Raw genomic sequence first — 11605 nt, 5'->3', positions numbered from 1 at the left:
CGCCCCGCCGGCGCTGCCGTCCCGGCCTGCCGTCACTGACCCCGCCGTCGCTGTCCCTGCCGTCACCGGCCCCCGGCGGACGCACCCCGCGGCCGGGGTGCGGTGACGCCCGTGCCGGTGCGGCAGGCCCGGGTGCGGCCCGCGGAGGCCGGTGCGAGGATTTTCCTGGGGGCGGTTCATGAGCTGCTCGGGGGTGAACGAGGAGGCTTCCGGTGACTGCCACGAAGACATGGAACGCCGAGATCAGCATCACCGAGACCGGCAGCGAGGTCCGGGCCGAGGCCAGGCTGCGCGGCAAGACGGGCGGGCAGATGGTCGGCCAGGGGGAGGCCCGCTGCAACCCCGCCGACGAGAACGTCCCGGCCATCGGCGACGAGCTGGCGGTGGCCCGGGCGATGTCGGACCTCAGCCATCAGCTGGTGCAGCGCGCCGCGCACGACATCGAGGTGCACACGGCCCGGCCGGTGGAACGCCTGCGCGCCTGAGACCACCGGCCGGCAGGGACCGGGCGGCCGGGTCCGGTCGCCCGGGGGAGCAGTACGGCCGCGGCCGCCCCCAGGGGCGGCCGGCTAGGGCATCTCGGCCGGGAAGTCCGGTCCGATCGTCAGCGTCACCGCGCCCGGTGCCGCCCCGGCCGACTCCGTGGCCTTGATGCCGGGGAGGCGGGAGGCGAGCACCTCGCTCTGCGTCTTGAGCGCGGCCGGGTAGCTGACGGTGGTCTTGTCCGCGGCCGGGGCGTTGCCGGTGCCGACGACCGTGAAGCCCAGCTTGCGCAGCTGCTCGGCGGCGGAGGCGGCCCGGCCGGAGATGCCGGTGCCGTTGAGGACGCGGACCTGCACGGAGCGCGCGGTCACCGGGTTCTTGGCGGCCTCGGCGAGCTTCTTCTTCCCCGCGGCGCCGATCTCTCGGTCGTGCGCGAGATCGCTGAAGAGCTGACCGGCCTGCGGGTACTGCCACACGACATTGGCCTTGTCGGTGGGGACGTCGGCCTCGCGGTAGTAGTTGGGGACGGTCAGGAAGGTCAGGCGGTCGGTGGGGATGTCCTTGACGGTCGAGGCCAGGTCGTAGAGCGGCTTGAGACCGGCGAGGTCCTTGTCGGTGGTGATCGACTTGGTCGCCGAGTCCAGGAAGTCGTAGAGCTCCCCGGGGCTGGTGAGCTTGGACTGCGCCTTGGCGGCCAGCGCCTTCATGAACTCCTGCTGGCGGCCGATGCGGCCGAGGTCGGATCCGTCGCCGACGCTGTAGCGGGTGCGGACGTAGCCGAGCGCCTTCTCGTCCCGGACGGTCTGGCAGCCCGCGTCCATGTCCAGATGGGCCTTCTTGTCGTGGATGGCGTGCTCGGGGCAGACCTCTATGCCGCCCAGCGCGTTGACCATCCCCTTGAAGCCCTGGAAGTCGACCGAGGTGAAGTGGTCGATGCGCAGTCCGGTGTTCTTCTCGACGGTCTTGATCGTGCAGGCCGCGGCCTTGCGGATGTCGCCGGAGTCGCCGCCGATCGAGAACGCCTCGTTGATCTTGAAGTGGTGCGGGGAGGACTTCGTGTCGTTGCCGCGGGTGCAGGCGGGGATCTGCACCCACGAGTCCCGCGGGAAGGACAGCGCGGTCGCCCACTTCCGGTTGGCCGCGATGTGCACCACCATCAGCGTGTCCGACTGCATGGTGGTCAGGCCCTTGCCGTACTTGGCGTTGGCGCCGGCGCGGCTGTCGGAGCCGACGACCAGGATGTTCTTGGAGCCGGGGCTGAGGTTGACCGGCCGGGCGCCGTCGACCTGGATGTCCGCGCCGTGGATGTTGCCGTCCAGGTGCTGGTAGACCCACGCCCCGACGCCTGCCGTGCCGAGCAGCACGATGCCGAGGGCGCCGCCGGTCCAGGCGAGGATGCGGCCGCGCCGGGTCATCCGGAGCTTGCCCGTGCCGCCCGCCGGGGAGCCGTCGCCGGACCTGCGGGCGGAGCCCGGCGGCCGGCGGCGCGCGCCGCCGCCGGAGGCGCGGGAGCCGGCGGCCTCGGAGGAGGCGTCGCCGCGGGTACGGGACGGTCCGGGTGCGCCGCCGGTGCCCCGTCGGGCCGTCTGCTGGTGCGTCTGCCTGTCATGCACGCCGGTGGCCCTTCTGGTCCTTCTGATGCTGGGGGTGCGCTGCCGGGGAGGGGGCGGTGGCGGGCGGGAGCGGGCGGGTCAGATGCCGGTGCTGGGCAGCAGCAGGATGGACTCGGGGTCGTAACGCAGCCACTGCGCACGCGCGCTGCCGGGCAGGGTGCGCAGCCGGCACCACAACTCGCCCGTACCGTCCGTCCACCAGGCGTTGATCCGCCCCAACGCCCATCCGCCGTCCGGGTATTGGACCTCCACCGGCTGATAGACCCATCGCACCTCCGCCTCCGGGGGCGGGCAGTCCCAGGTCAGGAGTCCGCACCTCGTCGCCATCTCCCCCTCCGGCCGCGCCTGTTGCGCATGTGGGCGGCCACTCTACCGGGAAGATCTACAGGGGCGTAGAAGTTGCCTGGCGCGGGCGGACCACGGCGCGTGCGCCGTGTGTGCCCGGTGAGGGTCAAGGGTCAGTGTGCCCCTAGAGCGGCGTTGCCGCCTTCAGAACAACGAACAGGGCTACCGCTGCGTTGAGCGCGGAGAGCGCGGAGGCGGCCGTGCCCGCGGCGGCGACCAGGGCCGCCAGACCGGCCGGGGTCAGCGTCGGCGGCCAGTGGCGGGCCGGCGGCACGGGCCCGAGCAGCGCCGCCACCCGCCGTGGCACCGGCCCCGGTTCGGGCGCCGCGAAGTGCGCCAGCCCGGGGGCCGCGCGCCGGGTGACCAGCGCCGCCTTGCCCACCGCACGCGCCGTCAGCCGCCGGTCGCCGACCACCTGCGCCGCCTCCTCGTCCGCCCAGCGCTCGGCGGCGAAGGCGACCGCGGAACGCAGCGGCAGCAGCAGCGGGTTGACGCAGCCGGCCAGCCGCACGGTCAGCAGGGCGCGGTGGTGACGGCAGCGCAGATGCGCGCGCTCGTGGGCGAACAGGGCGCGCCGCTCGTCGTCGTCCAGGCTGCGCAGCATCCCGCGGGAGACCGCGACCCGGCCGGGCCTGGCGGGCCGTCCGGGGCGGGCCGGGGTGGCGGGCACGGCGTAGGCGTAGGGCTCGTCGTCCGGCAGCACCGCGGGGTCCGCGCCGGCCGGCAGCCCGTCCAGCGCGCGGTGGGTACGGGCCCGGATGCGCCGGTGCCGGCGCAGCGCGGTGCCGCACACGGTGAGCGCGGCGGCCAGCAGCGGGATCGCGGCGACGCCCGCGACCTCGGCGAACGGCACCGCGGCCCGCACCTCCGGGTCCGACCAGCCGTCCGGCAGCGGATTGCCGCGCAGTTGGGCGGTGCCGACGACCACCAGCAGACCCAGGCAGAGCGTGCTGCACAGGCCGAGGACGGCGGCGAGCAGGGTCAGCAGGCGGGTGGTGGCGCGGGGGTGGAGGTGCTGCTCGGCGAGCCGGGCGATCGGCAGGGCGGTGAGCGGCAGGACGAGCGGCAGGAACACGAAGACGCCCACCGGTCAGGCTCCGTGCGCTTCGTCCGGGCGGTGGTGCCGGCCGGGGGCGGGGGCCGGGCCGTCGGCGGGCGTGGGGGCGTCGGCCGGCCCGCTCGCGTCGGCCGGCCCGTTCGTGTCGGCCGCGTCGCGGTCGAGCAGGGTGCGCAGCAACTGCTCGTCGTGCCGGGAGAGCGCGGAGACGAAGCTGGTCAGGACGGCGTCCCGGTCCGGTTCGCCGTCCAGGACGCGGCGCATCCGCAGCGCGGCGAGCCCGGCCTCGTCGGCGGCCGGCGTCCAGACGTAGGCGCGGCCGGACCGCTCGCGGGTGACGGCCTGCTTGGCGTGCAGCCGGGACAGGATGGTCATCACGGTCGTGTACGCGAGGTCGCCGCCGAGCCGGTCCTGCACCCAGGCGGCGGTGGCCGGTCCCGGCGCGTGGTGCAGCGCGGCCAGCACCTGGGACTCCAGCTGGCCCTGCCCCCGCCTGCGGGCGCGTTCGCGCCCGGAGCCGCCGAAGCTCCCGAAGGACTTCCCGCCCATGCCGTCGCCTCCCGTCGCGCCGGGCGTCCCGCCGGCCGGGACGTCGGGCATCTTGACGTCGGGCATCTTACTGAGCGCCCTGGCCGGGGCGGCGCTCCGCCCGCGCGGTGGCCGGACGCCGCGGATCCCGGCCGCTAACTTCTACACTCCTGTAGATTTCGAGGCTCACCCGGAACGCAGGCAACACCTGGAGGGAAGCCATGGGAGTCTCGCTGGCCAAGGGCGGCAACGTCTCGCTGTCGAAAGAAGCGCCCGGACTGACCGCGGTCACGGTCGGCCTCGGCTGGGACGTACGGACGACGACGGGCGCGGACTACGACCTGGATGCCAGCGCCCTGCTGTGCACCGAGGCCGGCAAGGTCGTCTCGGACGCCCACTTCGTCTTCTACAACAACCTGACCAGCCCGGACGGGTCGGTGCGGCACACCGGCGACAACCTGACCGGCGAGGGCGAGGGGGACGACGAGGCCGTCGAGGTGGCGCTCTCCACCGTGCCCGCCGAGATCGCAAAGATCGTCTTCCCGGTCTCCATCCACGACGCGGAGAGCCGCGGACAGAGCTTCGGCCAGGTCCGCAACGCCTTCATCCGTGTCGTCAACCAGGCGGACGGGGCGGAGCTGGCCCGCTACGACCTGAGCGAGGACGCCTCCACCGAGACCGCGATGGTCTTCGGCGAGCTCTACCGGCACGGCGCGGAGTGGAAGTTCCGCGCCGTGGGCCAGGGCTACGCCTCCGGCCTGGCGGGCATCGCGGCGGACTTCGGCGTCAACGTCTGAGCGGCGGCGGCGTCCGAGCGGCGTCGGCGTCCGAGCGGCGTCGGCGTCCGAGCGGCGGCGGCGTCCGCCCAGGGGCTTCGGCGGCGAGGAGGGTCGGGGCGGAGGGTGCGAGGGCGCATCCCCGGCCCGCCGCCGCGGGCCTCGACCCCATATCCCCCCACAACGGGAGATACCCGCCCACCGCGGGGTACCTTGGAATCACCGGAACACCGACGGATGCCCAGGGACACCTGGGGATGCCGCGTATTCGGTGAGGTGAGCACCGTGCAGACTCTGTGGACCGTGGTCGTGCTGCTGGCGCTGGTCGGGCTGGGGGCGCTGTTCATCGCCCGGGTCAATGCCCAGGGAACGGGACGGATGCCCACCCACCGGTACGAGGACTGGAAGCAGTCGATACGGGAGCGCAGGCACAAGCGGCCGGACGACGACACCCGCCCCGAGCCGCCGGTGCCCCCGGACAGGGCGGGTGGTGACCCGTGACGTCCACCGCGCGAGGCGGCTCGCCGGCACCCGACTACGACGGGATCTCACCGTTCCCCGACAGCGGCGCCGAGCCCCTGCCGACCGCCGGCCGCCGGATGTACGTCACGGTGACCGCCCTCATCGTCATCGCCCCGTTCGTCGGCCTCGCCGTCGCCATCCCGCTCCTGTGGGGCAGCGTCGTCCACCTCACCGATCTCGTCCTGCTGGCCGTCTTCTACGTGATCAGCGGCCTGGGCGTCACCATCGGCTTCCACCGGGGCCTCACCCACGGCAGCTACACCGCCGCCCCCGCACTGCGCGTCGCCCTCGCCCTCGCGGGCTCGCTCAGCTTCCAGGGCGACGTCATCGACTGGGTCGCCACCCACCGCCGCCACCACGCCTACACCGACCGGCCCGGCGACCCGCACTCCCCCTACCGCTACGGGACCAGCCTGCGCGGTCAGTTGCGCGGACTGGTGCACTCGCACATCGGCTGGCTGTTCGGCAACGACCCCACCTCGCACCGCCGCTATGCGCCCGATCTGCTCGCCGACCCCAAGATCCGCGCGGTCGACCGGGCGTTCCCGGTGCTGTGCCTGCTCACGCTCGGCCTGCCGTTCGCGCTGGGCTGGGTGCTCGGCGGTTCCTGGGTCACCGGGCTGACGGCGCTGTTGTGGGCGGGGTTCATCCGGATCGCGCTGCTGCACCACGTCACCTGGAGCGTCAACTCGCTCTGCCATGTCATCGGTGAGCGGCCGTTCCGCACCCGGCGCCACGACCGGGCGACCAACCTGTGGCCCCTGGCCCTGCTCTCGTTCGGCGAGAGCTGGCACAACCTGCACCACGCCGACCCGACCTGCGCCCGGCACGGCGTGGACCGCGGTCAGGTCGACGTGTCCGCCGCCGTCATCCGGCTCTTCGAACGCCTCGGCTGGGTCTGGGACGTGCGCTGGCCCGACCCCGCACGGGTGGCGGACCGCCGCGTCAGGAGCACCGCATGACCACCGCCGGGGACCGCCCCCGCCCCGCCCCTCCCCCGCACCACGCGCCGCCCCCCGTCGCCCGCCTGACCATCGCGCCGCACACCGGCACGGTGCGGCGCATCGACGGCGTCTGGTGGCCGCACTCGGCCGACCTGCTGGCCGAACTCCCCGAACTGCTGGCCGCGTTGCCCTTCGACTGGCCCCGGATCACCCATGCCACGGTGAACGGCGCGCCCTGGCCCCCGCTGCCCGCCCACATCCTCGTCGAGGGCCATGTCGTCCGCCTCCGCAGGACCACCGGCCGCCCCGGCCCGGACACCGTCTGCCTGGTCTCCCCCGGCCACGGTCGCTGGGACCTGCTGATCATCCCGCCCGGCACCCCCGAGCCGGAGGCCGTCCGCATGATGGCGGAGATGGCGCGCACGGGGGAGCTGACACCGGCCTGAGGGGGCTTCGGTAACAGGGGAGGGGCCAGGGGGAGGGCGCCTGCCCGAGGGCCATAACCCGGGAATCGGCCCGACGCACCCGGTGGCAGCTCGCCCCTCCCGCTCGAAGCGGTGGCGATCGACGGGCCGACCGGTGCCGCGGGACGCTGCCGGCCCGGCCTCCGACGGCTGTGGCTACTGCGTACGGGTGGTGTTCATCGGAAGAACGCCGATCCGGGGGCGTCGGTCCGTGAATCCTCCCATTGCGTACTCATCATAAGAAAACGCAACAGAAGTGACGCCATCCAAGCGGTGCACCGGAAGCGGCGCAACTGATGCGAAGCAATCGAGGAAGCACAACGGAAGCAGACGCAACGGATCTCTCGGGGAGATCCCGACCGAAAGTGAGGGGCCATGGCTGCGACCAAGGTCATGAAGTTCTGGGCGGTGTGCCTTGCCGTGCTGGGCAAGCTGCTGGCATCACTGGGTGTCTCGGCGACGGCCTCGGCCGCGCGCCGGGATGCCGCACTGTACGAGCGGACCCTGGGCAACGAGAACGGGGGCACCGACGCTCCGGGTGCCGACGCCCCGGAGGAGGTGCGCTGCGCCGCACCGGACCGCGGGCCGGGGACCCGAACCCCTGCGGTGCCCGCTCCGCGCGCCGTACCGCAGTACTGCCACCCCGCCCCCGCCCGGCGGTTGTTCGCCCGGCCCGAGCTGCCGCCGACGATCAAGCAGCGCATCAGCGCCGAGGCGCACGGCACCTCGCCCGGTCTGCGCACCCGCCTGCGCTCCCGCACCGAGCGGTCGGCCGATGAACTCGCCGCACCGGCCGGAACCGCATCGGCCGGAACCGCATCGGCCGGAACTGCACCCGCCGGGACTGCACCCGCCGGGACCGCACCGGACGCCGGTGCCGAGGCGGACGCCCGTTCCGCGGCGATTCCGGCGGCCCGCCGCCATGCGCACACCGCTCGTGCCGTCTGAACCGGGCGGCCGTCGTTCCCGAGCCGGCACCCGGCCCTGAATCGGCTCCGAACCGGCCCTGAAAAAGGGCGCAGTGGCGCGTGATCGCTCCGCGCCCAGGAGACCGGACGCCGACGCGGTCCCACCGGGAGCACGCAGCGGCGGTTCAACCGGAGCAGGCACCCCCGCGGAGCGGACGGTGACCCGGCCGTTCAGGCAGGCGCCCCCGCAGATGCCCACGAAGACACCCGCTCGGACATCCGCACAGATGCCCGTGCGGACGCAGACACAGAAGCAGAAGCAGAAGCAGAAGCAGACGTAGGCCCAGGCACAGACGTAGGCCCAGGCACAGACGTAGGCCCAGGCACAGACGCAGGCACAGATGCCGACGCCGTCACCGGCGCCGGCGCAGACGAGGAAGCGACGCGGATGACGGAGCGGCGCCGACGATGAAGCACCGGTCGGCATGTTCCACGTGAAACATCACCCACAGACTTGAACCACCCGTCCCTCACCCGGAGTTCTCCGGCTCAGCCCCCGACCGGGGCGCCGGTCCCCGGACCCCCTCCCAGCTCCAGCCCGAGCTCCGCACGCAGCGCACGCGTGTCGGGCTTTCCGTTGGCCGTGAGCGGGAAGTGGTCGACGACATGGACCGCATTGGGCTGTTCGTACTCCGCCAGGTGCTCGGCGAGCCGCCGGCGCCAGGTGAGGGGTGCCGCCCCTTCCGGATCGGCGACCACGAAGTGGAGTGCACTGCCACGGCGTTGGTCCTCGACCGCCAGTACCTTCACCGGCCGGCCACAGGCCTCGGCACGGCGTTCCAGGCTCTCGGGGTAGAGCGTGAAGCCCAGCCGGTGCACGGCCTGATTGCGGCCCACCACGCGTACGGTGCCGTCGGCGCCGACGCTGCCCAGGTCGGCCGTCGGATACCAGGCGTCCGGGTCGACCGGCGTGAGCGAGCCGTCCTCCTGGAGGTAGCCGGCCATCAGCCCGGGTGAGCGCACCTCGATGCCGCCGAGCTCGCCGGGCGCGGCAGGGGTGCCGTCGGGCCGCATGACGCGCAGCCGTACGCCGGGCAGCGGACGCCCGCAGCCGTGCGGTGCCTCGGGGGTGGCCAGCGCGACATTGCCGAGTTCCGTCAGGCCGTAGCCGTCCAGGAGCGGGCGGCCCATGGTCCGGTGGAAGTTCTCGGCCAGCGGGGCGGGCAGCGGCGCGCCGCCCACGCCCCAGAGTCGTACGCCCGCGAGCCCGGCGCGTACCTCCGGGCGGCGGCGCACCACGCCGAGGAGCGAGTGGTACGTGGACGGGGCGGCGTCCACGGCGGTGGCGCCATGGGCCGCGGCCTGCCCGGCGGCCGCGTCGAGCCGCTGGTAGGGGGTGACCAGCAGGGTGCAACGGGCCAGCCACCACAGCAGGATGACGGAGAGCCCGTACTGGTGGGAGAAGGGCAGCAGGGGCGCGAGGACGTCGTCGGCCCGGTAGCCCATGGCCTGCAGGGTGCGCACCGAATTGTCGAGGACGGCCCCGCCGGGCTTGATGATGCCCTTGGGCCGCCCGGTGGTGCCCGAGGACCACAGGACGAGGGCGTCGGGGCGGCGGAACCACGGCGCCAGGTCGACCGCGTCGGACGGTGACGGTGCGTCGGCGGACGGCCGCGGGTAGGGGACGATGCGCCCGTCGGGGAGGCCGGGGAACGCGGTGGCGCGGTCGGCGGCGGTGACCAGCCAGCGGGCGCGGGCCTGGCGGCCGGCCGCGGCGGCGTCGGCGGGGGAGAGCCGGTGGTCGAGCGGGATGAGCGAGGTGTCGAGGTGCATCAGGGCCAGCAGCGTGACGACGTAGTCGACGCTGTTGTCGCCCTGCACCAGGACCCGGTCGCCGGTGCGCAGGCCGCGCTGCCGTAAGGCGTGCGCGGCGGCGCGTATGCGGCGGTCGAGGGCGGGGCCGTCGAGGCGGCCGGTGCCGCCGAGCGGGGCCGCGGTGCCGTCGACGAGCCGGGCGGCGGCGACCGGAGGGGCGATGGTGTCGGTCATGGGTGTTCCGATCCCGTGGTGTCGAGCGGGCGTGGGGCGGGCGGCGGCGCGGTGGCCGGGCACAGCAGCGTGGACGTGGTGGTGGCCACCGGGGCCCCGTGCGCGTCCCGGAACTCGCAGTCGAGGGTGAGGAGGGGGCGGCCGGCGAGGGTGGTGGCCGCGGCGAGGCGCACGGTCGCGTGCAGCAGGTCGCCGGCGTGGGCGGGGCGGGTGTGGCGCAGTGTCTGTGCGCGGTGCACGACGCCCTCGGTGGCCGGGCATTCGGGCCGGGCGGCCAGGAGCCGGTCCTCGGCCTCGCCGGCGAGGGTGGCCAGGTAGGTGGGCGGGGCGATGACGTCCGGGTGGCCGAGGGCGCGGGCGGCGGCCGGGTCCGTGTGGGCGGGGTGGGGGTCGCCGAGCGCGGCGGCGAAGGCGGCGATCCGCGCCCGCTCGATGCGGTACGGCCCGCAGCGCAGGGTGGTGGGCGCCGCCGCTCCGTCCGTCATCGCCGCTCAGTCGCCGATCATGTGGTGGCCGCCGTCGGCGTGCACGATCTCGCCGGTGGTGGCGGGCAGCCAGTCCGACAGCAGCGCCACACAGGTACGGGCGACCGGTTCGGCGTCCTGCGGGTCCCAGCCGAGCGGGGCGCGGGTCGCCCAGCTCTTCTCGAAGGACGGGCCGTCCCCGCCGATACCGCGCGCGGCCAGGGTGCGCAGGGGACCGGCCGCGACGAGGTTGGCCCGTATGCCGTGTGCGCCGAGGTCGCGCGCCAGATAGCGGGAGCAGGCCTCCAGTCCGGCCTTGGCGACGCCCATCCAGTCGTAGCCGGGCCAGGCGCGGGAGGCGTCGAAGTCGACGCCGACGACGGAGGACCGGGGGCGGAGCAGCGGCCGGCAGGCCGTGGTCAGCGCCACCAGGGAGTACGTCGAGGTGTGCAGGGCGGCGGACACATCGCGCCACGGTGCGGTCAGGAAGCCGCCGTCGAGGCAGGCGGCCGGGGCGTTGGCGACCGAGTGCAGCACGCCGTCGATGCCGTCGAGGTGTTCGCCGACCCGCTCGGCGAGGGTACTGAGCTGCTCGTCGTCCGTGACGTCCAGCTCCACCACGGGGGGTTCCTCCGGTAGCCGCCGGGCGAGCCGGGCCACCAGGCTCGGCCGCCCGTAGGCGGTGAGGACGATCTTGGCGCCCTCTTCCTGGGCGAGCCTGGCCACCGCGTAGGCGATCGAGCTTTCCGTGATCACGCCGGTGATGACCAGCTGCTTTCCGTCGAGCAGACCGCTCATGCGGTTCCTCCGTCTGACGCGTTCTCGACTTCGGAGTCACTGAACTCAACTCAGAAGCATTGTCCTGGCTTGGTCTTGAAAGGAAGTCGTTGACAACATATCGGACCTCCAGTTGACTAGAACAGTCAAGTGTAGTCATGGGAATGACTCTGATGTCACGGAGAGGTGAGCGTCATGACCGTCCCGACCGTCCCGACCCGCGAAGAGATCGTTGCTCAACTCGCCGAGATCCTGCACGAGGTGGCCGGCGTGGTACCCGCCGAGGTGACCGAGGAGAAGTCCCTGGTCGAGGAGTTGGACGTGGACTCGCTCGCGATGGCCGAGGTCATCGTCGTCGCGGAGGAGCGCTTCGGGGTCGAACTGCCCGAAGAGGAGATGAAGGACATGCGCACGGTTTTGGACATTGTGATCCGGGTGGAGAAGCAGGCGGCGTCCTGAGGGCGGCCCCGGCAGGTGTGCTTCTGCCGGCGCCGTCACACCGGCAGAAGCGCATCCGTGCAAGGGATGTGAAGAGCAGTCAGATTCTTGTCAGCGGAAGAGCGGCCGCCCCGACTTGCGGTCGCCAGGGGTTCGGCGCCGTGCGCCCCGTCCCGCGTTGGCGAAAACTCGTAATGTCCCCGGGTAAACCGTAGTTGATTTTCGGTCGTCCCTTGT

Annotated in this window: 14 protein-coding genes; 7 read left to right on the top strand and 7 right to left on the bottom strand. The window is 73.5% G+C overall.

Annotation, left to right across the window (positions count from 1 at the left end; genetic code table 11):
• Nucleotides 1-212 precede the first annotated feature (212 nt).
• Nucleotides 213-485 carry a DUF1876 domain-containing protein gene (locus tag AB0411_RS08340; protein WP_366416480.1) on the top strand — a complete coding sequence of 91 codons (273 nt, stop codon included), beginning with the start codon at nucleotides 213-215 and terminating at the stop codon, nucleotides 483-485.
• A gap of 84 nt (nucleotides 486-569) precedes the next feature.
• Here AB0411_RS08340 and AB0411_RS08335 read toward each other — a convergent pair whose 3' ends face one another.
• The 4 genes from AB0411_RS08335 to AB0411_RS08320 form a co-directional block, all read right to left on the bottom strand.
• Nucleotides 570-1898: an LCP family protein gene (locus AB0411_RS08335; RefSeq protein WP_366416923.1), complete on the bottom strand. Its 1329-nt coding sequence runs from the start codon at nucleotides 1896-1898 to the stop codon at nucleotides 570-572.
• A gap of 276 nt (nucleotides 1899-2174) precedes the next feature.
• Entirely contained in the window at nucleotides 2175-2423 is a 249-nt protein-coding gene (locus AB0411_RS08330) for a hypothetical protein (RefSeq protein ID WP_366416479.1), read from the bottom strand.
• A gap of 142 nt (nucleotides 2424-2565) precedes the next feature.
• Nucleotides 2566-3528, bottom strand: a complete 963-nt coding sequence (locus AB0411_RS08325) for a M56 family metallopeptidase (protein WP_366416478.1) — start codon at nucleotides 3526-3528, stop codon at nucleotides 2566-2568.
• A 3-nt stretch (nucleotides 3529-3531) separates the two neighbouring features.
• On the bottom strand, nucleotides 3532-4047 hold the full coding sequence (locus AB0411_RS08320) for a BlaI/MecI/CopY family transcriptional regulator (RefSeq protein WP_366416922.1): 516 nt from the start codon (nucleotides 4045-4047) through the stop codon (nucleotides 3532-3534).
• A gap of 200 nt (nucleotides 4048-4247) precedes the next feature.
• On the opposite strand from AB0411_RS08320, the gene AB0411_RS08315 reads away from it, so the two are divergent.
• The 5 genes from AB0411_RS08315 to AB0411_RS08295 all read left to right on the top strand — a co-directional run bounded on the left by AB0411_RS08315 (nucleotide 4248) and on the right by AB0411_RS08295 (nucleotide 7680).
• Nucleotides 4248-4823 (top strand): TerD family protein, encoded by a 576-nt coding sequence (locus AB0411_RS08315; protein WP_366416477.1) that lies wholly within the window; start codon nucleotides 4248-4250, stop codon nucleotides 4821-4823.
• A 264-nt stretch (nucleotides 4824-5087) separates the two neighbouring features.
• Nucleotides 5088-5303, top strand: a complete 216-nt coding sequence (locus tag AB0411_RS08310) for a hypothetical protein (RefSeq protein WP_366416476.1) — start codon at nucleotides 5088-5090, stop codon at nucleotides 5301-5303.
• Nucleotides 5300-6286, top strand: coding sequence for an acyl-CoA desaturase (locus tag AB0411_RS08305; RefSeq protein ID WP_366416475.1), 987 nt, complete (start codon nucleotides 5300-5302; stop codon nucleotides 6284-6286). The genes AB0411_RS08310 and AB0411_RS08305 overlap by 4 nt, the downstream gene beginning before the upstream one ends.
• Complete coding sequence (locus tag AB0411_RS08300) at nucleotides 6283-6714, top strand: DUF5994 family protein (RefSeq protein WP_366416474.1); 432 nt, start codon at nucleotides 6283-6285, stop codon at nucleotides 6712-6714. The genes AB0411_RS08305 and AB0411_RS08300 overlap by 4 nt, the downstream gene beginning before the upstream one ends.
• Nucleotides 6715-7107: 393 nt before the next feature.
• Nucleotides 7108-7680 (top strand): DUF6344 domain-containing protein, encoded by a 573-nt coding sequence (locus AB0411_RS08295; protein WP_366416473.1) that lies wholly within the window; start codon nucleotides 7108-7110, stop codon nucleotides 7678-7680.
• Nucleotides 7681-8189: 509 nt separating this feature from the next.
• Here the strand turns inward: AB0411_RS08295 and AB0411_RS08290 are convergent.
• From AB0411_RS08290 to fabI, 3 genes are read right to left on the bottom strand one after another with little or no spacing between them, the layout of a single operon-like run.
• Nucleotides 8190-9689, bottom strand: a complete 1500-nt coding sequence (locus tag AB0411_RS08290; RefSeq protein WP_366416472.1) for a class I adenylate-forming enzyme family protein — start codon at nucleotides 9687-9689, stop codon at nucleotides 8190-8192.
• Entirely contained in the window at nucleotides 9686-10174 is a 489-nt protein-coding gene (locus tag AB0411_RS08285; RefSeq protein ID WP_366416471.1) for a MaoC family dehydratase, read from the bottom strand. Before AB0411_RS08285 ends, AB0411_RS08290 begins: the two co-directional genes overlap by 4 nt.
• A 6-nt stretch (nucleotides 10175-10180) precedes the next feature.
• Complete coding sequence (fabI, locus tag AB0411_RS08280; RefSeq protein WP_366416470.1) at nucleotides 10181-10951, bottom strand: enoyl-ACP reductase FabI; 771 nt, start codon at nucleotides 10949-10951, stop codon at nucleotides 10181-10183.
• Nucleotides 10952-11125: 174 nt separating this feature from the next.
• Between fabI and AB0411_RS08275 the strand changes: the two genes are divergently transcribed.
• The gene (locus tag AB0411_RS08275; protein WP_366416469.1) at nucleotides 11126-11389 is read left to right on the top strand and encodes an acyl carrier protein; all 264 of its coding nucleotides are present in this window, start codon (nucleotides 11126-11128) and stop codon (nucleotides 11387-11389) included.
• Nucleotides 11390-11605: the final 216 nt, after the last annotated feature.

It is taken from the genome of Streptomyces angustmyceticus (assembly GCF_040701845.1).
Taxonomy (GTDB): Bacteria; Actinomycetota; Actinomycetes; order Streptomycetales; family Streptomycetaceae; genus Streptomyces; species Streptomyces angustmyceticus_A.
The sequence above is the reverse complement of the archived record's forward strand: the minus strand, read 5'-3'. Positions and strand labels throughout refer to the sequence as shown.

Excerpts from the sequence above, each read along its gene's own strand:
- AB0411_RS08335 (WP_366416923.1), bottom strand. The coding sequence starts at position 1,898 with ATGACCCGGCGCGGCCGCATCCTCGCCTGGACCGGCGGCGCCCTCGGC.
- AB0411_RS08330 (WP_366416479.1), bottom strand. The coding sequence starts at position 2,423 with ATGGCGACGAGGTGCGGACTCCTGACCTGGGACTGCCCGCCCCCGGAG.
- AB0411_RS08320 (WP_366416922.1), bottom strand. The coding sequence starts at position 4,047 with ATGGGCGGGAAGTCCTTCGGGAGCTTCGGCGGCTCCGGGCGCGAACGC.
- AB0411_RS08315 (WP_366416477.1), top strand. The coding sequence starts at position 4,248 with ATGGGAGTCTCGCTGGCCAAGGGCGGCAACGTCTCGCTGTCGAAAGAA.
- AB0411_RS08300 (WP_366416474.1), top strand. The coding sequence starts at position 6,283 with ATGACCACCGCCGGGGACCGCCCCCGCCCCGCCCCTCCCCCGCACCAC.
- AB0411_RS08295 (WP_366416473.1), top strand. The coding sequence starts at position 7,108 with ATGGCTGCGACCAAGGTCATGAAGTTCTGGGCGGTGTGCCTTGCCGTG.
- AB0411_RS08290 (WP_366416472.1), bottom strand. The coding sequence starts at position 9,689 with ATGACCGACACCATCGCCCCTCCGGTCGCCGCCGCCCGGCTCGTCGAC.
- AB0411_RS08285 (WP_366416471.1), bottom strand. The coding sequence starts at position 10,174 with ATGACGGACGGAGCGGCGGCGCCCACCACCCTGCGCTGCGGGCCGTAC.
- fabI (WP_366416470.1), bottom strand. The coding sequence starts at position 10,951 with ATGAGCGGTCTGCTCGACGGAAAGCAGCTGGTCATCACCGGCGTGATC.
- AB0411_RS08275 (WP_366416469.1), top strand. The coding sequence starts at position 11,126 with ATGACCGTCCCGACCGTCCCGACCCGCGAAGAGATCGTTGCTCAACTC.